This window comes from Leeuwenhoekiella sp. CH_XMU1409-2, assembly GCF_037029365.1.
In the GTDB taxonomy this organism is placed as follows: Bacteria; Bacteroidota; Bacteroidia; order Flavobacteriales; family Flavobacteriaceae; genus Leeuwenhoekiella; species Leeuwenhoekiella blandensis.
The window spans coordinates 178707-201146 of the sequence record NZ_JAYMEI010000007.1; the positions used below are offsets into that span (position 1 = coordinate 178707).

The window sequence follows — 22440 nt, forward strand, 5'->3', positions numbered from 1 at the left end:
AGGATGTTATAGACTGCTGGTAAGCTGGCCTCTCTGTATAGGTTTAACCTTGATGCCAGAAGCCAATTTATCTAATCCCGAAACCACGATGCGATCTTTAGGAGATAAACTTTTGGAGTCTACGATATAGTTATCACCAGAACGTCCTTTTGTGATGATCTCACGACGTTGTGCAACATTGTTTTCGTCTAGGATAAAAACGAATTTCTTATCCTGAATAAAGGTTGTAGCACTTTGTGGAACGAGAATCGCAGATGGGTAAATCTCTTCCATCAAGATTTTACCGGTGTTACCGGAGCGTAATAAGGTATCTGGATTGTTGAATTTTGCTCTTAAAGTAATAGAACCTGTAGAACGATCAATTTGACCAGAGTTGGCATCAATCTTACCACCGTGCTCATAGATAGAACCGTCAGCAAGAACTAATTTTACTTGATCATTTACCTTGTTTTTCTTTGAAGTCTTGTCATTTTTAGCACGCTCAAAATAGAGGTAGTCAGACTCACTCATAGAAAAATACACATAGATATCATTTACGTTAGAAAGATTGGTCAAGGGCTCTGAATCTGTTTTCTTAACCACATTACCTATGGACTTAGGGATACGTCCCATAAATCCATTTACAGGAGCTTTAATAGTTGTGAAATCTAAGTTGATACGCATATTGGCAGCTTGCGCCTGCGCTTGTTGCAATGATGAAAGGGCTACTTGATAATCTGCCTTAACAGACTTCATACGCACTTCAGAAATCACTTCATTATCAATAAGTGGCTGTAAACGCTCAACGTCGCTTTTTGCTTTTTCTAATTTAGCCTTTTCAAGATTTACGTTAGCCATTGCATTTTTATAGTCTTCCATATACGGTTGACTATTTATTTTGAATAGAGGCTGTCCTTTTTCAACAAACTCACCTTCATCAACATATATTTCTTCTAGAATTCCATCAACTTGAGGTCTGATCTCAACAGATTCAACACCTTCTATAGAGCCGATGTATTCAAAATTCTTAGCAGCGCTGGTTTCTTGTAAACTGATTACCGGTAACGGCAATCCTTCATCCTCTACCTCTTCCTCTCGGCAAGATGTAAAAGCAGCAAAACAAAGCGCGAGAATGAATGCAAACTTTGTATTGGGGTTATTTAAATAATTCATATTTCAATTTTTTAGGTTTCCACATAATAGTATTCAATAATGAGACCTAAACGACAACAGGAATCTGGATGAATCATTTTGTCTTGTTTTATAGGGGTTTAGCGCTTTTTTGAGAAAAAGGAAGTATGGAAACAGCTGTAGAAAAGTGTAGAAATAATCTACACTTTTGTGGAAATTGATCAGGTTGTGAGGCATAGCTCTTGACTAAGATGCTAGGATTACTGATTGAGGAACATCGATAGGAATGAGACTGATTTTTTTGATCTCAGCTTTTTTTTAGGATTGTGCCAATTCCCAAACCCAAAATCATTAATAATTCCTTAACGTTTATCTGATTCTTGCCCTAAGAGTGACGTTTTGAGATAAGATAGTATAGAGGGACAACCTAAATTTTAAACGCTGTTAAAGATTTCGTAAAACTTAAAAGTTTACATATAGTCAAAATATGACAAAATTTGTGATTAATTATTTACTAATATTAATAATTGATCCAAGCAATGAAAAAACTAATTTATGTAACACAAATTACGCTGTTCTTTTTGGCTACTGTGCTGTTCGCTCAGGATAGGTCGCTTCAAGGTACGGTGACAGACACTAACGGAATGCCACTTCCCGGGGCAAGCGTTGTGGTTAAAAACACTACTGTAGGTGTGGTAACTGACTTTGACGGAAACTTTACTATAGCTATTCCTGAAAATGAAAATCTACTTGAAGTAACCTTTATGGGATTCAAATCTCAGGAAGTAGATATAACCGGAAAATCAGAAATTACGATCGTATTGGAAGAGGATGCTCAAAGTCTTGATGAGGTTGTAGTAACAGCCTTAGGGATTAAGCGATCTACCAAAAAACTAGCATACGCTGTACAAAAAGTAGAAGGAGATGATCTCGCTGAGGCTAAGGAAACCAATGTTGTAAACTCATTATCTGGTAAAATGGCCGGTGTACGGGTTACCGGCGGTAACAGCGGAGTAGGTTCAAGTTCGCAGATCATCATTCGTGGTGAAAACTCTTTAAACCCAAGTCCTAACGCTAATTCCCCACTTTTTGTTGTAGATGGAATTCCTATTAATAACAACGTTAATAATGCCGGTGGAGACGGTAATATGGAAGTAGATTTTGGTAACGGCGCAATGGATATCAACCCTGATGATGTTGAAGAAATGACCGTACTTAAAGGCCCTAACGCAACAGCACTTTACGGTTCGCGTGGTGCAAATGGTGTTGTTTTGATCACTACAAAGTCGGGTAAAGGAACTAAAGGAATTGGCGTTTCTTTTAATCACAATTCTACTTTTGAGACCTTACTTACTTTACCAGAATATCAAAATGAATACGGTCAAGGTTCAAACGGGCAGTTTGCTTTTAATGATGGTGGTCAAAATCGCTCGATAACAGGTGGTGTAAACGATCACGTTGATGAGAGCTGGGGACCTGCACTTAACGGCCAGTTGATTCCGCAGCACGATAGTCCGACGACAAGCGGATTTAGAGCAGGTGATGTCAATTTGAGACCGCGTAATGCTGATGGAACTTTTGCAGATGAGATCATCGCAACGCCATTTGTTGCGCATCCTGATAATATTAGAGACTTTTTTGAAACCGGTTTTACGATGAGTAACAACATCGCGTTAACGGGCGCTAATAAAGACGGAAACTTTAGAGTTTCGTTTACAGATTTAGATAGTGAAAGTATCGTTCCGAATTCAAATTTTAAAAGACGCACTTACGCGATCAATGGTTCGTATAATTTAACCGATTGGTTAAAAGTCACTGCTTCGATGAATTACATCAATTCTAATTCAGACAACCGTCCTAACAATTCCTATGGTACAGAAAACGTGATGTATTTATGGATTTGGTTTGGGCGTCATATCAATATGAATGGTCTTAGAGACTACTGGCAGCCGGGCTTAGAAAACGTGCAACAGTTTAATTATAACTATAACTATCACGACAATCCATTCTTCACGGTATATGAAAATACCAATGCCTTTAACCGTGACCGTGTGATCACTAATATGCGCGCCGATCTTAAACTGGCAGATGGTTTAGATCTTATGTTTCGTACAGGGCTAGACTATTCAAATGAGCTTGATATGCGCAAACGAGCATACTCAACACAGCGTTTTCCTAATGGACAATATCGTGAGGATTATATTTTTGCTCAAGAACAAAATACCGACTTCCTTTTGTCTTACAACAAGGTGCTTACCGAAGATTTAGACTTTGGTATTTCTGTTGGAGCAAACCATCGTGTGGCGAAAAATCGTTATCAGCGTATAAGTGCTAATTCTCTTTCGATTCCTGCAATTTATAACTTCGGAAACGCAGCAGAGCCACTTACGACAAATGATTATGACAGCGAATTTAGAGTAAACAGTGCTTATGCCTTTGGAAATTTAGCCTATAAAAATTATTTGTTTTTAGACCTCACCGCCAGAAATGATTGGTCTTCTACACTTCCTGAAGATAATAACAGTTATTTCTATCCATCTGCAGGTGTAAGTGCTATTCTTTCTGATATGTTTGAAATGCCAGAAGCGATCAGTTTTGCAAAAATTAGAGGAGGTTATGCGGTTGTAGGTAACGATACCAGCCCATACAACCTTGCTGCAACCTATGGTTTTGGTGATACCTTTAACGGATTCTCGAGAGTGTATTCGCCTTCAGAATTAAGAAATTCTGATTTAAAGCCTGAAAAAACCAATTCAATAGAATTGGGTGCAGATGTGCGTTTTTTCAAAAATCGTTTAGGTCTGGATGTAGCCGTATATCAGTCCACGACAAAGAACCAAATTATATCGCTTCCGGTATCTAATACTTCGGGATATAGTTCGCGTGTGATCAATGCGGGTGAAGTTCAAAACCGCGGTTTAGAAATTACCTTAAATGCCACTCCGGTACGTACCGATAATTTCCGATGGAATTCTTCGATCAACTTTACCACAAACAGAGGTGAGGTTAAAGAACTTACAGACGGGCTAGATTTTTACACGATCAAGAGTAACTATTTGACTGTAGGAGCACGAGTAGGCGAGCGCATAGGCGATTTATACGGTACCGGTTTCCGTAAGGTTGAAGATCCTAACAGTCAATATTTTGGTCAGTGGATTATCAATCCAGATTCCGGTCTTCCTATAGTAGATAACGAGTTGAGAAAATTGGGTAATTACAGTCCGGACTTTATGGTTGGTTTCCAGAATAGCTTTCAGTATAAAAATTTCAACTTCAGTTTTCTTTTTGATTGGAGACAAGGAGGAGAATTTCATTCACGCACTGTGGCCATTGGAGGAACTACAGGAATGCTCGATTTTACAGTGCCGGGTAGAGAAACAGGTATTGTAGCGGCAGGTGTTGTAGAAAATGGCGACGGGTCTTACTCACCCAATACACAAAACGTATCTGCTTCAAACTACTATTCGCACGTGTATAACCGTAGTAATGAAGAGAGCTCTATGTTTGACGCAACTTATGTAAAACTAAGAGAGGTAAAACTAGGCTATAACTTGCCTAAGAAATGGTTTAACACTGTGCCGTTTACTTCTGCAACTATTTCGCTTGTAGGTAGAAACCTGGCGTTATGGACAGAAAATGACCACGTAGATCCAGAAAGTATTTCATTCTCAGGAGGCACCATTGTTCCCGGAGTTGAAGATATGGCACTGCCTAGTACGCGCAGTTATGGTGTAAATCTAAATCTAGAATTTTAAGAAAACACACGATGAAAAAACTAACTATCATACAAATTCTTGTACTCGCTTGTCTTTTGATAACTGGCTGTACAGACAATTTTGAAGAAATCAATACCAATCCAAATGCTCCAGAAGCAGTAAGTGCAAACTTGCTTACTTCTACGGTAACTTCAGAAATTACCAGAACGCTTACTCAAGAGGGCTATAGTGACGGTAACACGATCACCCAATTGATGGCAAAAAATAACTTTCCGGGTTTTGCGCAGTTTGATTGGGGAGATCAGGGAATGTGGAATTTTTTCTACGGAATTCTTCCGGAAATCGACGATATTCTAGAGATTTCTCGTGCCGAAGGAACACAGAACAGCACTTATGAAGGTATCGCACTTACGTTGCGTGCATTGTGTTTTGCAAATCTTACTGATCTCTACGGAAATGTACCTTACGCTGAAGCTTTAGCCGGTCAATCTGAAGGGATTTTTACACCGGTTTACGACAATCAGGAAATGATCTACGACGGCGTTTTAGCAGATCTTGAAGCGGCAGATGCTGCCTTAGCCCAAAATCAAAGCATAAGCGGCGCTTCTGGAGATGTGATTTACGATGGTAATCCTGTACAGTGGAGAAAATTGGCGAACGCCTTACGCTTACGTTACTTATTACGTATTTCAAAGCAGCGCGATGTGTCTTCGGCAATGCAAGCCATTGTAAATGCAGGAAACTACATCAACTCTAATTCAGATAATGCAACCTTAACCTATAGCGGAACTTCAAATACAGATTCTTGGCCAGAAAGCACCGGTCGTATTGGTGGCTTTGATGAGAAGAGTTTATGCGATACAGCCTTAGAGTATTTCAACAGATTTAATGATCCTCGATTAGATATTTGGTTTGATCGTAACAGTGATGGAAACTGGGTAGGAATGCCTATCGGTCTAAATCAAGATAATGCACGTGCTTTTGATGATGCAAATAGTCCGAGTCGTTTAGATGTTGACTTGTTTTATTATTCAGCAACAGATGCAGAAGCTTTTATTATGAAAAACTCTGAAGTACAATTCATTTTAGCCGAAGCCGTAGCGCGTGGAATTATAAGCGGTAATGCTGAAGCATTTTATAATGCGGGAGTACGAGCGAGTATGAATTACTGGGGGGTAAGCGATGCTGATGTAACTGCGTATTTAGCGCAACCGGCGGTAGCTTATGACGGTTCTTTAGAATTACTATTGACCCAGAAAACCATCGCCCTTTGGAATGTAGATTATCAAGGTTGGTTCAATTACAGAAGAACCGGTTTGCCGGCATTAGAACCTGGACCAGACAGCCTCAATGGAGATCTGTATCCTGTGCGTTTCTTGTATCCTTCATCAGAGCAGACGTTAAATCGCACCAATTATCAAGCAGCTGTAGGTGCAATGGGTGGAGATAATATCAATGTAAAAGGCTGGTGGGAAACCGGTACCCGTTACTAACTGTCAACTTCAAAACTCAGGTCGGGTTGCTCAAGTTTTTTGAGTAACCCTTACCTGTTTTTAATTTAGATATGAAACAGCTAATTATGAATAAGCTCTTAAAGTTAAGCACTGCGCTTGCTTTGTTGATTTTAGTGGCCTGCAATTCCAGTGACGAACCTGAACTTGGTATTAAACACATTGTGGTTATTGGTATAGACGGGATGAGTCCCAACGGAATTCAAAATGCCAAGACGCCGGTGCTGGATAGTCTCATTAAAAATGGAGCATCCACGCTTCAAGCGCGGTCGGTTTTGCCTTCAAGCTCGAGTTCTAATTGGGCGAGTATGCTCATGGGCGCAGCTACCGAACAACACGGGATCACTTCCAACGGCTGGGAAGTAAACGATTATACGCTTCCCGCGGTTGTTTCAGGAGAGGATAGTCGTTTTCCTAGTATTTTCACATTATTCCACGATCAAAAGCCGGAAGCACATGTCGGCGCCATTTACGATTGGGATGGTTTTGGAAGATTGTACAATCCGGCAGATGTTGATTTTGATATTGATGCAGAGCATGAAGATAAAACTACCCAAGAAGCCATCAACTATATCAAAGCGCATAAACCAGACTTTACTTTTATTCATTTAGACCACGTGGACCACGCAGGACATAGTGAAGGTCACGGCAGCGCCAGTTATTATGAAGCGGTAGAGAAGGCCGATCTGCTCATAGGCGATATTATCAAATCGACTCAGGATGCAGGGATTTTTGAAGAAACGGTTTTTATCGTGTCTTCAGATCACGGCGGTCTCGGAAAAGGGCACGGTGGTGAATCGCTCGATGAGGTACTTATTCCGTTTATTCTTTATGGAAAAAGTGTAAAAAAAGGATATGCCATCGAAGAGACGGTATATCAATACGACAATGCGGCAACAGTGGCTTTCATTGCCGGTTTAAAAACTCCGCAAGCATGGATAGGTCGACCGGTAAAAAGTGCTTTTGTGGGTTATGAGAAACCGGTTTTGAAGTATAAAAAGTTAGAAGCTTTACAAGCACCTCAATTTAAACCACAAAACGGACCCTATGCACCGGCCGGAGGATTGTTCCAAGAGGAGCAGGTTTCGGTGGTTATTAACAATCCTAATGCTTCAGGGAGCATTTATTATACGCTAGATGGAAGTGATCCTAGTGCTAAACATGCGTTAAAATATGACGCGCCGTTTTCCGTAGATCAAACTACGCTCGTACGTGCAATAGTTGTAGAAGAAGGCAAAACCCAAAGCAAAATTGCAGAAGGAAATTATCGTTTTGTTTCCGCATCAAAAAAGCCCGGGGTGACCTATGCGATCTTTCAGGAAGAACGTTTAAGTGCGCTTCCAGATTTTACAAATAAGAAACCTAAGCAATCTGGAGTTACGATGGAGTTTTCAACCGAAGTTCTTGATGAAATTTCTGAAGTAGCAAATACCGCAGTGGTCTTTACTGCGCAACTTGAGGTTTTGACACCAGGCGAGTATACGTTTTACACGACAAGTGATGACGGAAGCAAGCTTTATGTTGATAACCAACTTGTGGTAAATAATGATGGCGACCACGGTGTGCAGGAGCGAAGTGGCAGCGTATCTTTATCAAAAGGAAAGCATACGCTTAAAATTGAGTATTTTAATGGCGGTGGCGGATATTATTTGGATGCCAAATACAAGGGACCGGGAATTGGTAAACAAATCATTCCTGCAGATAAATTGAGTCAAGAGTAAAACATCAGGATGAAAGAAAAGCTTTCAAAAAATGAGATGACCGTAGAAGGCGATATCAACCTTTCGGAAGCCAGAAAAACGTGGCTTAAAGATCAAGTTTCTACCGAAGCTAAAACCTTGCTGGAGAAAGATGCCTGGTATTTTATGCATCAGGCCTTATCAACGCCTTGTCTTGATGTTCTGGCAAATGCTCAAGGTGCGTTGATCACCAATACTTCTGGTAAGAATTATTTTGATTTCCACGGAAACAACGTACATCAGTTAGGATTTTCACATCCTAAACTTGTAGCAGCCTTAAAAAAACAGCTAGATGCACTCACCTTTTCGACACGACGCTACACCAACGAAACAGCAATAAATTTTGCTGAAAAATTGACCAGTCTTACACCGGGTCTAGACAAAATTTTAATGACTCCAAACGGAAGTTCGGCTGTGGGGATCGCTTTGAAATTGGCCCGAGCGGTAACCGGAAAATACAAGGTCCTTTCCTTTTGGGATTCGTTTCACGGCGCTTCTCTTGATGTAGTAAGCGTGAGTGGAGAATCGGTTTTTAGGGAGCAAATGGGACCTATGATGCCGGGCGTAGAGCGTATTCCACCGCCTATCACATATCGTGGGATTTATAAGAATAATGAAGAAAAAGCTTTAGAATATCTCGAATATGTTCTTGCCAAAGACAATCAGATCGGGGCTTTTCTAGCAGAAACAGTACGCAATACCGATGCGCAAATTCCGTCAAAACACTTTTGGAAAGCAGCCCGCAAGCTTTGTGATCAGTATGGCGTATTACTCATTTTAGACGAGATTCCCATTGCCCTTGGTCGCACAGGAAAATTGTTTGCTTATGAACATTATGATATTATTCCTGATATTTTGTGCTTAGGAAAAGGCCTTGGTGGCGGTATCATTCCGCAGGCGGCGATAGTTACTAAAAAGGAGTTTGATCAATTTAATCAAATCTCTTTAGGGCATTACACTTTTGAAAAAAGTCCGATGGGCGCAGCGGCAGCACATACCACATTAGAAATAATCGAAGGAGAACACCTGCTCGAACACGTGGTTTATCTAGAAGGAATGATGCAAGCCGAACTGAATCAGCTGCAAGCCGATTTTGAATTGATTGGCGATGTGCGCGGCATCGGACTTTTATGGGGAATCGAACTGGTTACCAGTCGGGTGACTAAAGAAAAAGCTTCGGCACAGGCTGAAGCTATAATGTATGAATGTCTCAAAAATGGGTTGAGCTTTAAAGTTTCTAAAGGAAATGTATTGCAGCTTTGTCCCGCACTTACCATAACTGAAACTCAACTCGCTGAAGCTCTAAACATTCTAAGAACAGCTTTCTACAAAATAACACAAGCATAACTATGAAATTACAAACCTATTTGTTGCTTTTAATGTGCTCTTTTTATGGCATTATACAAGCACAGGAAAATTCATTTATTGTAAAACCTTATTTACAAGACGCCGAACCAAATTCGATCATCATCAAATGGGAAACCGCCATAGATGGTGAAAGTAGGGTCGAGTATGGTACTTCAGAAAAACTGGGGAAATCGGCAGAGGGAAGTTCGTATAAAGTGACTTTTGGAGCCTCGCGATTGCATGAGGTGCAGCTTACCGGCTTACAACGTTTTACAACCTATTATTACCGTGTAAAAACCGATAAACTCACGTCTGACATCTTTCAGTTTAAAACCCCTCCGTTTTCTGGAGAAGCAGAAGCTTTTAACCTGATCGCGATGAGTGATATGCAAATAGACCGCAGTCAACCCGATAAGTTTAATGAAGTGGTCAATGAAGGAATTATGAAGTATCTACAGGAGCAGTTTGGGGGTGAAGTGCCCGATAATTTGGCTTTGGTGATGATTCCCGGTGATTTGGTCGCTCAGGGAAGTAATTACGAGCAGTGGAACACCGATTTCTTTAAACCTTCAGAAAAACTATTTTCTGAGGTGCCTGTTTATCCGGTTCCCGGAAATCACGAACAGAATTCTCAGTTTTTCTTCAAATACTTCAGCCTGCCAGAAAATGGTGATCCCGCTTTTGCAGAGCACTGGTGGTATAAAGACTACGGAAATGTGCGTATCATTGGTTTAGATTCTAATGATGAATATCGCGATCTGCGACAGCAGTATACTTGGCTTGAAAATGTACTTAAAGAAACCGAGAATGCTGATGATATTGATTTTGTATTTGCGCAGTTGCATCATCCGTATAAATCAGAATTATGGATTCCGGGAGAGGAAGAATCGACCGGAAAAGTGGTCAAAATGCTCGAGGCATTTTCAGACAAAACAGGAAAACCTAGTGTACATTTCTTTGGGCATACCCACGGCTATTCCCGCGGGCAGTCTAGAGACCACAATCATCTTTGGGTAAATGTAGCTTCGGCCGGTGGGGCAATTGACAATTGGGGCGAATTTGAAGGTCGGGATTATGACGAGTTTACCGTAACGCAGGATGAGTATGGTTTTGTGATGGTCAATGTAGACCCTAATCCTGCAGATCCAAAAATTAGCCTGAAACGCATCAGTCGCGGGAATACCATAAACCCCAAAGACAATGAAGTTACAGATGAGATCACAGTTTATAAACTGAATCAAAAACCAAAAGCTCCGGAAGCGCTTTCGCCTAAAGAGGAAGAAATAGCTACTACAAAAATTACCTTAAAAGCTTCAGGCTTTGAAGGAGGACGAGCAACGAGTACCCATACCGCTTCGCATTGGCAATTGGCTACTTCTGCTGATTTCGAAAACCCGGAGGTAGACCGTTGGAAACAATCAGAAAACTGGTATTATGAAGAAAATAGGCAAAAGGATGATGATCTTACAGACGAAATGTTAGCGCGTTTAAAACCACAAACAACCTATTTCTGGCGTGTGCGTTATCGCGATCAGTATTTGAGTTGGAGTGATTGGTCTGAAGTAGCAACCTTCAAAACAAATTAGAAGCCTTATGAGAATTAAACTAATCGCTGCGATCCTCTGTATTGCGATTGCAGGAATCAACAAGGCAGTCGCACAAGAGGCGACCGAGCAAAAAGTAGTTTTAGTAACACTCGACGGTTTTCGCTGGCAAGAATTGTTTACCGGAGCAGATCCTGCGTTGATTGCCAATAAAAATTATGTACAAGACACCACTGGTTTAAAGGCTGAATTTTGGCGACCTACATCCGAAGCACGACGCAAAGCGCTGTTGCCTTTCATCTGGAATGAAGTGGTAAACCTTGGAGAAATACACGGGAACAGAACATTAGGCAGTAAAGTGAATTTGACGAATGCGATGTGGTTTTCGTATCCCGGATACAATGAAATTCTTACCGGTAAAGCTGATGATGAGCGCATAAAAAGTAACGCTAAAATTCAGAATCCTAACCGTACCATTTTAGAAAAAATAAATAAAACAGAAGCATACAAGGGTAAGGTAGCCGCTTTTAGCAGTTGGGATGTTTTTCCATTTATCATCAATGAAGAACGCAGTGGTGTTCCGGTGAATGCAGCTTTTGATTCGGCAGAAACACTACCACTCACAGATCGCGAAGACTTTTTAAATCAGTTGCAAAAGGAGATTCCGAGTCCTTGGGGAAGTGTGCGTCTCGATGCTTTTACTCATCACTACGCTTTAGAGTATCTCAAAAAGAAACATCCAAGTTTAGTCTACATCGCATATGGAGAAACCGATGATTTTGCACACGACGGCGAATATGATGCTTATCTACATTCGGCACATACTACCGATGCGATGCTCAAAGAATTATGGGGTTTTATTCAATCAGATCCGTTTTATAAGGATCAAACTACGTTCATCATAACCACAGATCACGGTAGAGGAACGCAGCCTTTAGATACTTGGAGGAGTCACGGCAGTGACATCAAAGGCGCAGACGAGACGTGGTTGATTATTTTAGGAAAGGGCGGAGCCGCACTTGGCGAAGTGCAATCTGTAGAGCAATTATATCCTACGCGTATTGTTCCCCTCATCGAGGAAATACTTAACTAGTTTATTTGCACCGCCAAAGGGATTAATCTCTGTCCCGATAGCTATCGGGATGCCTCGAAATTGAAAATTAGTTTCCAACCAATGCCTTATTGGGATGCTTTAAATATGTTTATTATTTGTAAAATAATATCAATTAAAAAGACTTTAATTTTATTATAAGTAAACTTTTGTTTATGTTTGAGGTGCTTGTTTGTATTTAAATTTTAAAATACCGGTCGATGGGGTTTAAAGCTCTCGGCCGGTTTATTCGAGAAGTACTATGGGTATTAAAAAACAAGATTTGGCTTTTGTGAGCAAGGCTTCCATAGCCGCTTTTGGTGCATATTTCTGTATGTATGCGTTTAGAAAGCCATTTGCTGTTGCCACTTTTGAAGATCTAAGTGTTTTGGGTATCGACTATAAAATAGTCCTGATCATCACTCAGGTTTTAGGATATATGCTTTCTAAGTTTATTGGTATAAAAGTAATTTCAGAATTAGAACCGCGGCAACGTTTAGCATATCTCCTGGGATTGATAGGGATTTCTGAAGTTGCGTTAATTCTTTTTGGGTGGGTATCCCAACCCTACAATTTCATTTTTTTATTTTTTAATGGACTGCCGCTGGGAATGATTTGGGGGATTGTTTTCTCTTACCTTGAGGGAAGAAAATATACCGAAATTCTCGGCGTGATTTTATGCACCAGTTTTATCGTTTCGAGTGGTGTTGTAAAATCTATAGGTTTATGGGTAATGGCAAGTTGGGGTGTTACACAGTTTTGGATGCCGGCCGTTACCGGAGCATTGTTTATAATTCCACTAGTGTTTTTTGCCCGTTTGTTAGAAACCGTGCCACAACCTACACAAGAAGAAAAAGCTTTACGCGTAGAGCGTGTTCCCATGCGCCCCAAAGACCGAAGCAACGTTATCAAGCAATTTGCTTTACCCTTGTTTATTCTTATTCTGTTTTATATCGTACTTACCGCGTTTAGGGACTTGCGAGATAATTATGCGCGCGAACTATGGGACGGCTTGGGCTATGCAGGAGATATTTCGGTGTACAGTACTTCAGAACTGGTGGTGGCTTTTTTGGTTTTGATCATTTTGGCTTCAGTGTACGCGATCAAAGATAATTTGAAAGCCTTACTTACCTATCACGGTATATTACTTTTTGGTACATTTTCAGTAGGTATTGCCACCTTTCTGTTGCAAGCGCAACTGCTTAACCCCTTTTTATGGATGGTGATCTCAGGATTTGGTTTATACATCTGCTACGTTCCCTTTAATGCATTGTTCTTTGATAGGTTTATTGCTGCCTTTCGAATTAAAGGCAACGCCGGTTTTCTAATTTATCTGGCAGATGCTTTTGGGTATTTAGGGAGTATGGCGGTCTTGCTCTACAAGAATTTTGGGATGAGTACAATCTCCTGGTTGAAGTTTTTTATCAATGGCGCCTACTGGCTTTCGATCATTGGGAGTATAAGTGTGGTTGTTTCATTCTTTTATCTGCGAAAAAAACATCGCAAAGCGAAATTTAATGTTGTGGCTTATGAAAATTAAATATGATCTGCTCGTTGTAGGCGGTGGAGTGTTGGGAACCTTTCACGCGTATCATGCTTTAAATAAAGGATTACGTGTTGCGGTTTTGGAGCAAAGTAGCAGACCTCAGGGAGCTACAACCCGTAATTTTGGTCAGGTTGTTCCGTCTGGGATGAACACCAAGTGGCAAAATTTTGGAAGAGAAAGCTTAGCTATTTATAAAGCGATTCAGAAAGAGTTTGATATTACCATTCGTCAAAACGGATCAGTGTATCTCGCTTCTAATGCTGAAGAAGTACAACTTATCGAAGAACTTTCCGATATAAATAAGCAAAATGAGTATTCTTCAACCTTACTTACCAAAGCCCAATGTCTTGAAAAATATCCCGGTTTACGGGCAGATTATGTAAAGGCCGGCCTGTTTTTTCCAGATGAGGTGACGGTAGAACCACGAACGATGATTCACCGCTTGCAGCAGTATCTTGTAGAACAAAAACGCCTAGATTTATTTACAAATACAAAAGCCGTTCACTTAGAAACGCTGGGTGATCAAGTAGAAGTGACCACTGCTGCCGGCACAGCATTTTATGCAGCGCAAGTGCTTATCTGTAACGGCAGTGATTTTAAAACCTTATACCCAAGGCTGTTTGCCGAAAGTGATTTGCAGCTTTCTAAATTGCAAATGATGCAGACCAAGCCGCAGCACAATTTTGAATTGCCAGGTTCAATTTTGACAGGATTGTCTATCAGGCGTTATGAGGCATTTTACGAGTGTCCTTCCTTCCAAGCGATAAAAGCCCAAGAAGATCCTAAAGGTCTAGAGAAAAAATGGGGTGTTCATATGCTATTTAAACAGGCGGCAGACGGCTCAGTGATTCTGGGAGATTCACACGAATATGCCGATGCAGACAAAATTGAAGATTTGGGCTATGATTTGAATATGGACATTGACAACTTTATGATCGCTGAAGCCAAAAAGATCTTCGATTTACCCACTTATGAAATCCAAGACCGCTGGTATGGAATTTACTCGCAGTGTAAAACTCAGGATATTTTCTTAAAAGATATCGACGCTCGCATTCATGTTGCAACAGGCATCGGCGGAAAAGGAATGACCGGAAGCGCCGGTTTTGCAAAACATCACCTAGAAATTATACTTAATTAAATACGTATGCATACTATAAAACTTGCCGTTTTTGATATGGCAGGAACTACTGTTAATGAGAATAATATCGTTTATAAGACGGTTCAAAAAGTAATCAATGATCTGGGATACACTGTTAGCCTTGATCAGGTTTTGGAGTATGGTGCAGGAAAAGAAAAGCATCAAGCCATAACCGATGTATTAACCCACTGCACCGCTTCTAATGATGTCAAAAAAGAGGCAGCTGTAGCTTTTGCAGCCTTTAAACCAGCTTTAGAATTGGCATACGATACGTTGGAGATCAATACGTTTGACGGGATGTTAGCCTTTTTTAAAGCCTTACGGAAGCAGGATATTCACGTGGTACTCAATACGGGATATGATGCAAAAACTGCGACAAAACTTTTAGCTAAATTAGAATGGAATGTAGGAGAAGACATCGATATGCTTATTACAGCAGATGATGTAGCAAATGGAAGGCCCGCACCTGATATGATTCAAAAAGCGATGGACGCGTTTGGAGTTACAGATTCGGCTGAAGTACTTAAAGCAGGGGATTCTGAAATCGATATTATCGAAGGTAAAAATGCCAATTGTGGTTTGACCGTAGGTGTCTTAAGCGGCGCACAAACGCGTGAACAATTAGAAAAGTCACAACCTGATTATATTTTAAATACGCTAACAGAACTTGAAGCACTATTGATCAAGTCCTAGTTTTCAGCATCTTTTAAATAGAAATATAGCACCAGCATCGATGTTGGTGCAGTCGTGCGATTGATAGGTACGTGGGGAATTCTACCGTCAAAGAATATAGAATCTCCTTGGTGTAAGGTGACTTCTTCATCTCCTATGTTATAGACGCAGCTTCCGCTAAGCATATATTTAAATTCGTAAGCGTCGGTTTCTACTTTGCCACGCTCAGATCCCGGCTGTATTTCGAGTAGCACTGCTTCAAAAGCGATCGATGAAAGCGATTTTCCAAATATAGATTTGTATTGAAAACCTTTAGCATCGTCTTCCTTTTCAATAATAGCATGTTCTTCTTTGCGTGAAACAATAAATGCTGTTTTTCCGCCTTGAGGTAAACTATTGAAGAAGGAGGCAACTTCAGTATCTAGTGCAGCAATAATATTCAGAAGAACAGGTAGTGAGGGAATCGTACGCCCGTTTTCAACGCGTGAGATAAGTCCGTTGCTCACTTCGGCGCTAGAAGCTACGGTATTGATGGTAAGTCCTTTTTCTTTTCTGATTTCGCGAATGCGTTTCCCAATGCCAATGATATAATCTTCCAATTCTGACTAAATTTTACTCAATAATCGAAGTTAAGTACTTCGAGATTTGCCTCGAGGATTTTTACTATTTGTAAATATCTTAAAACTTTGGTGTATTTCCACGGCAGCACATTATTTTGATAGAAGCTGAATAAAATGCTGATTTTTAAAACTTAAATGTGCTTAAAGTACGGGAATAAAAAAAGGCAATTGCTTTTGCAACTGCCTTTAAATTGTGTAGCGAGAGGGGGGCACGATCCCCCGACCTCCGGGTTATGAATCCGACGCTCTAACCAACTGAGCTACCTCGCCAAATTTTAAACTTAAAAAGAAAGCCCAAGCCTTTTTCCTAAGCGGGTGCAAATATAATAACATTTATCAAGTTGGCAAGCATCTTAATATTAAAATAAAAAAATAGGGCGAATCTTTTTTACTCTGTAATTAATATTTATATTGGCAATCCAACCGAATAAAGAATCAATGGAAGAAAAAGTAAAATTTGAAATAGAGTTTCCTATACAGGCATCGCCTTCATTATTATATCAATATATGTCTTCACCTTCAGGAATGTCTGAGTGGTTTGCAGATAACGTAAACTCACGTGGTGAGTATTATACTTTCATCTGGAATGGGAGTGAAGAGAAAGCAAAATTGCTGGGTAAGAAAAGTGATGAGCGTATCAAGTTTAGATGGATGGATGATGTAGAAGATGAAAATCTGTACTTCTTTGAGTTGCGTATTGTCGTTGATGAGATCACAAAAGATGTTTCTTTAATCGTTACCGATTTTGCCGAAGAAGATGAGATCGACGAAGGAAAAATGTTTTGGGAAAATCAAATCGCAGAGTTAAAACATATCATAGGTTCTAACTAAGAAACCTATTCTTAAATCTTATATTTGTCCCTTTGAAAAAAGGGACTTTTTTTATGATCAATTTTAACGGAACACTTACCGAAACGCCACAATTTTCAGCACACAACAGAGGGATGTTGTATGGCGATGCCGTTTTTGAAACCATCAGATATTCTGGAGGGAAACTGTTTTTTTGGGAAGATCATTACTTCAGATTAATGGCTTCCATGCGTATCCTACGTATGGAAATCCCTATGCATTTTACCTTAGAAGATTTGCAAGACGAACTTCTTAAACTCATTGATGCTGAAGGGTTAAAAGATAAGGCAGCTAGTGTACGACTTACGGTTATTCGTAATGAAGGCGGTAAATACCTTCCGGAAGACAACAATGTGTCTTATTACGCATTTGCTAAAGCATTGAAGGATCCTTTTTTTACGCTGAATGAAGAGGACTACGAAGTAGAACTCTACAAAGACCATTATGTGAATGCAGACCTGCTTTCTACGTTAAAGACTGCTAATAAAATCATTCACGTCACCGGAAGCATTTATGCAAAAGAGAATAACTATGCCAACTGTCTTTTGCTTAATACCAATAAATCTGTGGTAGAAGCCCTGAATGGAAATTTATTTTTAGTTAAAGGAAACACCATTAAAACGCCACCTTTAGAAGAAGGATGCCTTCGTGGAATCGTGCGTAAGCAACTTAAAGATATCATAGGTAAGTTAGAAGAATATACGCTTGAAGAAGCAGCGATTTCGCCATTTGAATTGCAAAAGGCAGACGAACTTTTTATAACCAATGCCATTGCAGGGATTCAACCCATTACGAAGTACCGTAAGAAAACCTATACTAACGAAGTGGCTAAAAATATTTTAGGTAAGCTTAATGCGAAAGCCCGTCTAGGAAAGTAAAGAGCTTTTAATTATTGCTTGGATTTTCAGGAGCATTAGACCATAATAAGTATTCGCCTCCCAGTTCAAGCATTTTTTCTTTCCAAAGTTCAGGAAAGCATTTATTGATTATTTCTTTATCGTAGGTGTTGTCTGTAACGATCCAGGCGTTTGCGTCTAATTCACTATCAAGCTGGTTGCAATCCCATCCCGAATAGCCCAAAAAGAAACGTATTTCGTCAGTAGAAATTTTATTTGCAGTTATAAGCTCTACCACGGTATCAAAATCACCGCCCCAATAAATGCCGTTAGAGATCTCAATACTTTCAGGAATAAGATCTGGTACTTTATGCAAAAAGTATAGATTGTCCTGTTCTACAGGGCCACCATTGTAAATTTGCATTTCGTCTCCTTTAATTTCAGGAATCAGCTCATTTAAAGTGAAAGTAAGCGGTTTGTTGAGAATAAAACCTACAGAGCCGTCCTCGTTATGGTTTGCCAATAAGACAACAGAGCGATTGAAGGAAACATCCCCAATAATAGCAGGTTCTGCGATTAGAAGTTTACCTTTCTGAGGCTTTTTGGTCGTCATAGACTTGTTTTGTTCTAAACTACTTCATTTTTTTTAATTAACAAAAAAATAACATGCATAAAAAAGCCCCGATAATCGGGGCTTTTGATATTGTATATCTAAAAAGACTTAGTTTACAGCGTCAGATAAATCTGAACCTGCTTTAAACTTCACTACGTTTTTAGCAGCGATTTGGATAGTTTTTCCAGTTTGTGGGTTTCTTCCTTCACGAGCTGCACGCTTAGATACAGACCAAGAACCGAATCCTACTAATGAAACGCGGTCTCCACCTTTTAATGATTTCTCGATATTTCCTAAAAATGATTCTAATGCTTTTTTAGCTGCTGCTTTAGTAATTCCAGCATCTTCTGCCATTGCATCAATTAAATCTGATTTGTTCATAATTTTAAATTTTAAAAAAATTAAATGTCGGTTAAACTTTTGTTTATTGTCCTAACAAATTTAGACGGATATTTTGTTCACGCAAGCAATAGCGCAGGAAATCGGGGTTTATGTTGATAACTTTAACGATTTGTTGATAACGGAAACCAATTTTAACAAAATATAACGAAAATCGCGGTATGTCTAGTATTACAACGTTTTAGCTTCATCTTGGAAGGTAAAACCATTTAGGAGATCTTTTACTGGCATTCTCTTTTTACCAGAAAGCTGAATTTCATCCAAACGCAACCAATTATTTTCAGTAGCAACAAACAGTTGGTCGTTAAAAACTTTGAGTTTACCGATAGGTTCTTTACCTAATTCCTGACTTTGCTCAGCACTAGTGATAGTAGCCTTATACACCTTTAATTGTTGTTCTTTAGCATCACCATTGGTAAAATGCGTCCAAGCCACCGGATACGGACTCAAACCTCTAATGTGATTATAAATCGCTTCAACGGGTTTTGACCAATCGATTTTAGTATTCTCGCGGGTAAGTTTGTATGCCGTATGCAGCTGCTCTTGTTTAGGTTGTACTGTAGTCGCAACCTCACCTTGCTCAATGGCTTTTACGGTTTTAAGAATGAGATCACTTCCTAAATGCATGAGGCGATCGTGTAACGATCCCGCATTTTCGTCTGGCGCAATCTTCAGTTTTTCTTGAAATATGATCGCTCCCGTATCTATTTTTTCATCAATAAAAAAGGTGGTAACCCCGGTTTCTTGTGCTCCTTTAATGATCGCCCAGTTGATAGGCGCTGCTCCGCGATAATCGGGGAGAAGTGAAGCATGTAAATTAAAGGTGCCAAATTCTGGCATTTGCCAGACCTGTTGCGGTAACATTCTAAAAGCAACGACGATTTGCAAATTGGCGTTTAACGCTTTTAATTCTGAGAGAAATTCTTCCGCTTTTAAATTGGTGGGTTGTAAGACGGGCAGATCGTGAGCTAAAGCAAACTTTTTTACCGCACTTTGTTGAATTTTTTGACCACGACCGGCAGGGCGATCCGGAGCGGTTATCACTCCTACAACATTCAGTTTATTTTCGACTAATTTTTGTAAACCGGCAACAGCAAAATCTGGTGTGCCCATAAAAACAATGCGTAAATCTCTCATAGAAGTTTATATAAATTTGAAGGGGTTAGGCTTATTTTTTTATTCATCAATAGTCTTTTGAGCATTTTAAGAAGTGCTGCTTCGTCTTCAATACTAAGCGTTTCAATAAGTGTTCTTGAAGAAGCGGGACCTTCAGCTAAAGTTTTAATTATTAAAGTTTGTAAATCCTGATAATTTCTGGAATTTCCGCTCTTGAGCTTTTCTCGACAAATATCGCAGATTCCGCAGGGTTCTTCTTGCTTTTCTTCAAAATATGCAAGCAGCTGTTTACTTCGGCATACAGGCGTTTCAATATAATTAAGCATACTTTTTACCTGTTCTACTTTGCGGGTGTTCTGCGCGTTTATCGCTTTTGCAATGCGATTGATGCTAAGATCATCTTCACGTTGTACCAAAAAGGTCACTTTGGTATCTGCGTTGGTATGATCGTATAGCGCGACGTCATCTTTGTGAAGCTGCAATAAAGTCTTGTGAATTTTAACCAGAGGCACACCTGCTTTTTTTGCTATGAGCGCGTGGTCTATAAGTATCGGCTGATCGTAAATGCCGCTATAGGTGCGCAGCATACTTTTTACAATGGAGTCAATTCCCGGATTTTTAATAAGGTAATAGGTCAAATTAATGGGTGATACTGTAAACTGTAAACTCGCTCTCCGGTAAAACTCCTGACTCAGGATAATTACACTGTTTCGGTCAAGAAGGGTGAGTGCATTGTAAGTTAGCAGCGTATTGAGACTATAGGTTTTGCAGAAATCCATAAAGTCAAAACGGTGTGTTTCCTGTTCGCCTTCGCCATAAGAGATACGGAAAAAGCTATTCAGTTTTTTATAAATCTTCTTCACAAAAGATACTGAAGGCAGTACGCGCAGAAACTGATTATTGAGCCGCTCTTTATCTGAAGCATTATAAAAAATTATGCTACTGGCAGAAGCTGCATTTCTTCCGGCTCTTCCTGCTTCCTGAAAGTAGCTTTCTAAGCTCTCAGGAAGTTCTACGTGTACAACGGTTTGTACATCGGCCTTATCGATTCCCATCCCAAAGGCGCTGGTGGCTACCATAATTTGGGTTTTGTTTTGTGACCAACTTAAAAAGCGCGCTTGACGTTCGACATTGTCTAAGCCACCGTGATAAAACTGAGCTGTAAAACCGCGTTCGGTTAAAAACTGAGTGTATACTTGAGCGGTTTTTCTACTACGCACATAAACAATTGCACTGCCTGTAAACTTTTTAAACAGTTGAATCAATCTGTGATGTTTATCTTCTTCAAAAAGTACTTTGTAGGCAAGGTTTCTCCGCAGAAAAGAATCCTGAATTAAGCTTACTTCTTTCAGCTCAAGTTGTGCTATAATATCTTCTTGTACTTTTTTTGTAGCAGTAGCGGTAAGTGCAATGCAATTGACCTCCGGAAATTGCGCTCTAAAGTCTTGAATGTTGCGATATGCAGGTCTAAAATCGTGCCCCCATTGGGAGATGCAGTGCGCTTCATCTATAGCAATGAGGTTGATGTTCATTTGTTTGAGGCGCGCAAGAACCAGTTCGTTTTGCAAGCGCTCAGGGGATAGATATAAGAGTTTATAATTTCCGTAAATACAATTATCTAGTAAGATGTCCAGGTCTTGATACCTGATTCCGCCGGGGATATGTAATGCTTTAATGTTGCGCTTTTCTAACTGTAAAACCTGATCCTTCATTAAGGAAAGTAGGGGCGAAATGACCACAGTTATCCCTTCGGTAACTACTGCAGGAATTTGATAACATAGTGATTTACCGCCACCGGTAGGCAAGAGCGCAAAAGTGTCTTTGCCCTCAAGCACCGATGTTATGATTTCAAGTTGTTTAGGTCTAAAAGACGCATAACCCCAAAACTTTTGTAAAGCTTCTTGCGGAGTCATACTCATAGACTTAGATTTTTACGAATGAATGCCACGCGCTCTTCAACCCCAACTTTAGGAACTTCGATAGGATTGTAGTCGTAAGCTTGGTAGGTTTTAACCAATTCATCTTGAATTTTTTTCGCCTCATCAAAACTTTCATAGCGCTCTTTATCGGTAACGTGAATGTCTTGCCATAAGGGTAGTAGAAAAATATGATCGTACCTGTAGTTCTCACTTGCTTTAGTAAAACGCTCCGGGTAGTCTTGACCAATAAAATCCATATACGCCGTAACGTCTGGGATCCCACGATCAATAAAAACATGGTTAGCCTCCAGCGCTCCTGCATCCAGATATTGCTGGATGCGACGTTCTAGAAGCTTATCGCTAAAAAGCAGCGGTTCGGTAAGAAAAAGTTGTTCTATACCTTCTTGTTGTGCAGCTTTTATAACCTCGCGAGACACTTCATCAAGGCAAGGAAACCCGTGTGCCTTAAGCGCATTGAGCAATGTTGTTTTTCCTGTACTTGGCCCTCCAATTAAGACGATGCGTTTTGCTGTCAAATCAATCTAATTTATGCTGAAAATTACCACGAGCAGGATTCGTGCTTTGGTGGTATGTTTCTTGATTAAGATGGTAAAAATACTCAAATAGCGCCCGATTAAAAAATTAGCTTGAGAATGGTATCTTTGCATCCTAAAA

The 22440-nt window shown here is 40.0% G+C and carries 18 protein-coding genes and 1 tRNA gene; 11 read left to right on the forward strand and 8 right to left on the reverse strand.

The features are described 5' to 3' along the window. Positions 1-6 precede the first annotated feature (6 nt). The gene (locus tag WA338_RS09725; protein WP_336093226.1) at positions 7-1152 is read right to left on the reverse strand and encodes an efflux RND transporter periplasmic adaptor subunit; all 1146 of its coding nucleotides are present in this window, start codon (positions 1150-1152) and stop codon (positions 7-9) included. Between the two features lie 497 nt (positions 1153-1649). Here WA338_RS09725 and WA338_RS09730 point away from each other — a divergent pair, with 497 nt between their 5' ends. The 9 genes from WA338_RS09730 to WA338_RS09770 all read left to right on the forward strand — a co-directional run bounded on the left by WA338_RS09730 (position 1650) and on the right by WA338_RS09770 (position 15434). Next, a complete protein-coding gene (locus WA338_RS09730) occupies positions 1650-4865 on the forward strand; it encodes a SusC/RagA family TonB-linked outer membrane protein (protein ID WP_009779647.1) in 3216 nt (1071 codons plus the stop codon). Positions 4866-4876: 11 nt separating this feature from the next. Beyond that, complete coding sequence (locus tag WA338_RS09735) at positions 4877-6319, forward strand: SusD/RagB family nutrient-binding outer membrane lipoprotein (protein ID WP_272987623.1); 1443 nt, start codon at positions 4877-4879, stop codon at positions 6317-6319. An 86-nt stretch (positions 6320-6405) separates the two neighbouring features. Next, complete coding sequence (locus WA338_RS09740) at positions 6406-8058, forward strand: alkaline phosphatase family protein (RefSeq protein ID WP_336093227.1); 1653 nt, start codon at positions 6406-6408, stop codon at positions 8056-8058. Between the two features lie 9 nt (positions 8059-8067). Further along, on the forward strand, positions 8068-9423 hold the full coding sequence (gene pbfA / locus WA338_RS09745) for a (R)-1-hydroxy-2-aminoethylphosphonate ammonia-lyase (RefSeq protein ID WP_272987626.1): 1356 nt from the start codon (positions 8068-8070) through the stop codon (positions 9421-9423). A gap of 2 nt (positions 9424-9425) precedes the next feature. Beyond that, the gene (locus WA338_RS09750) at positions 9426-11009 is read left to right on the forward strand and encodes a fibronectin type III domain-containing protein (RefSeq protein WP_009779651.1); all 1584 of its coding nucleotides are present in this window, start codon (positions 9426-9428) and stop codon (positions 11007-11009) included. 7 nt (positions 11010-11016) lie between these two features. Further along, on the forward strand, positions 11017-12060 hold the full coding sequence (locus WA338_RS09755; protein ID WP_009779652.1) for a phosphoglyceromutase: 1044 nt from the start codon (positions 11017-11019) through the stop codon (positions 12058-12060). A gap of 259 nt (positions 12061-12319) precedes the next feature. Next, complete coding sequence (locus WA338_RS09760; protein WP_009779653.1) at positions 12320-13597, forward strand: DUF5690 family protein; 1278 nt, start codon at positions 12320-12322, stop codon at positions 13595-13597. Further along, entirely contained in the window at positions 13587-14741 is a 1155-nt protein-coding gene (locus WA338_RS09765; protein WP_009779654.1) for a TIGR03364 family FAD-dependent oxidoreductase, read from the forward strand. Before WA338_RS09760 ends, WA338_RS09765 begins: the two co-directional genes overlap by 11 nt. Positions 14742-14747: 6 nt before the next feature. After that, positions 14748-15434 (forward strand): phosphonatase-like hydrolase, encoded by a 687-nt coding sequence (locus WA338_RS09770; RefSeq protein WP_009779655.1) that lies wholly within the window; start codon positions 14748-14750, stop codon positions 15432-15434. Here WA338_RS09770 and WA338_RS09775 read toward each other — a convergent pair. Both WA338_RS09775 and WA338_RS09780 read right to left on the reverse strand, forming a co-directional pair. Then, the gene (locus tag WA338_RS09775; RefSeq protein ID WP_009779656.1) at positions 15431-16012 is read right to left on the reverse strand and encodes a helix-turn-helix domain-containing protein; all 582 of its coding nucleotides are present in this window, start codon (positions 16010-16012) and stop codon (positions 15431-15433) included. The genes WA338_RS09770 and WA338_RS09775 overlap by 4 nt on opposite strands. 217 nt (positions 16013-16229) lie before the next feature. Next, a tRNA-Met gene (locus WA338_RS09780) sits at positions 16230-16303 on the reverse strand. A 168-nt stretch (positions 16304-16471) separates the two neighbouring features. On the opposite strand from WA338_RS09780, the gene WA338_RS09785 reads away from it, so the two are divergent. Further along, the gene (locus WA338_RS09785; protein ID WP_009779657.1) at positions 16472-16864 is read left to right on the forward strand and encodes an START-like domain-containing protein; all 393 of its coding nucleotides are present in this window, start codon (positions 16472-16474) and stop codon (positions 16862-16864) included. Positions 16865-16917: 53 nt separating this feature from the next. After that, complete coding sequence (locus WA338_RS09790; RefSeq protein WP_009779658.1) at positions 16918-17760, forward strand: aminotransferase class IV; 843 nt, start codon at positions 16918-16920, stop codon at positions 17758-17760. 7 nt (positions 17761-17767) lie between these two features. Here WA338_RS09790 and WA338_RS09795 read toward each other — a convergent pair whose 3' ends face one another. The 5 genes from WA338_RS09795 to WA338_RS09815 form a co-directional block, all read right to left on the reverse strand. Next, complete coding sequence (locus WA338_RS09795) at positions 17768-18331, reverse strand: YqgE/AlgH family protein (protein ID WP_009779659.1); 564 nt, start codon at positions 18329-18331, stop codon at positions 17768-17770. A gap of 108 nt (positions 18332-18439) precedes the next feature. Then, positions 18440-18712, reverse strand: a complete 273-nt coding sequence (locus tag WA338_RS09800) for an HU family DNA-binding protein (protein ID WP_009779660.1) — start codon at positions 18710-18712, stop codon at positions 18440-18442. A gap of 189 nt (positions 18713-18901) precedes the next feature. Beyond that, a complete protein-coding gene (fmt, locus tag WA338_RS09805) occupies positions 18902-19867 on the reverse strand; it encodes a methionyl-tRNA formyltransferase (RefSeq protein ID WP_009779661.1) in 966 nt (321 codons plus the stop codon). After that, positions 19864-21765: a RecQ family ATP-dependent DNA helicase gene (locus tag WA338_RS09810; protein ID WP_009779662.1), complete on the reverse strand. Its 1902-nt coding sequence runs from the start codon at positions 21763-21765 to the stop codon at positions 19864-19866. The genes fmt and WA338_RS09810 overlap by 4 nt, the downstream gene beginning before the upstream one ends. Continuing rightward, a complete protein-coding gene (locus tag WA338_RS09815) occupies positions 21762-22301 on the reverse strand; it encodes an AAA family ATPase (RefSeq protein WP_040532626.1) in 540 nt (179 codons plus the stop codon). The genes WA338_RS09810 and WA338_RS09815 overlap by 4 nt, the downstream gene beginning before the upstream one ends. Between the last annotated feature and the right edge of the window lie 139 nt (positions 22302-22440).

Excerpts from the sequence above, each read along its gene's own strand:
- WA338_RS09760 (WP_009779653.1), top strand. The coding sequence starts at position 12,320 with ATGGGTATTAAAAAACAAGATTTGGCTTTTGTGAGCAAGGCTTCCATA.
- pbfA (WP_272987626.1), top strand. The coding sequence starts at position 8,068 with ATGAAAGAAAAGCTTTCAAAAAATGAGATGACCGTAGAAGGCGATATC.
- WA338_RS09770 (WP_009779655.1), top strand. The coding sequence starts at position 14,748 with ATGCATACTATAAAACTTGCCGTTTTTGATATGGCAGGAACTACTGTT.
- WA338_RS09790 (WP_009779658.1), top strand. The coding sequence starts at position 16,918 with ATGATCAATTTTAACGGAACACTTACCGAAACGCCACAATTTTCAGCA.
- fmt (WP_009779661.1), bottom strand. The coding sequence starts at position 19,867 with ATGAGAGATTTACGCATTGTTTTTATGGGCACACCAGATTTTGCTGTT.
- WA338_RS09810 (WP_009779662.1), bottom strand. The coding sequence starts at position 21,765 with ATGAGTATGACTCCGCAAGAAGCTTTACAAAAGTTTTGGGGTTATGCG.
- WA338_RS09765 (WP_009779654.1), top strand. The coding sequence starts at position 13,587 with ATGAAAATTAAATATGATCTGCTCGTTGTAGGCGGTGGAGTGTTGGGA.
- WA338_RS09740 (WP_336093227.1), top strand. The coding sequence starts at position 6,406 with ATGAATAAGCTCTTAAAGTTAAGCACTGCGCTTGCTTTGTTGATTTTA.
- WA338_RS09785 (WP_009779657.1), top strand. The coding sequence starts at position 16,472 with ATGGAAGAAAAAGTAAAATTTGAAATAGAGTTTCCTATACAGGCATCG.
- WA338_RS09725 (WP_336093226.1), bottom strand. The coding sequence starts at position 1,152 with ATGAATTATTTAAATAACCCCAATACAAAGTTTGCATTCATTCTCGCG.
- WA338_RS09800 (WP_009779660.1), bottom strand. The coding sequence starts at position 18,712 with ATGAACAAATCAGATTTAATTGATGCAATGGCAGAAGATGCTGGAATT.
- WA338_RS09735 (WP_272987623.1), top strand. The coding sequence starts at position 4,877 with ATGAAAAAACTAACTATCATACAAATTCTTGTACTCGCTTGTCTTTTG.
- WA338_RS09730 (WP_009779647.1), top strand. The coding sequence starts at position 1,650 with ATGAAAAAACTAATTTATGTAACACAAATTACGCTGTTCTTTTTGGCT.
- WA338_RS09750 (WP_009779651.1), top strand. The coding sequence starts at position 9,426 with ATGAAATTACAAACCTATTTGTTGCTTTTAATGTGCTCTTTTTATGGC.
- WA338_RS09755 (WP_009779652.1), top strand. The coding sequence starts at position 11,017 with ATGAGAATTAAACTAATCGCTGCGATCCTCTGTATTGCGATTGCAGGA.
- WA338_RS09795 (WP_009779659.1), bottom strand. The coding sequence starts at position 18,331 with ATGACGACCAAAAAGCCTCAGAAAGGTAAACTTCTAATCGCAGAACCT.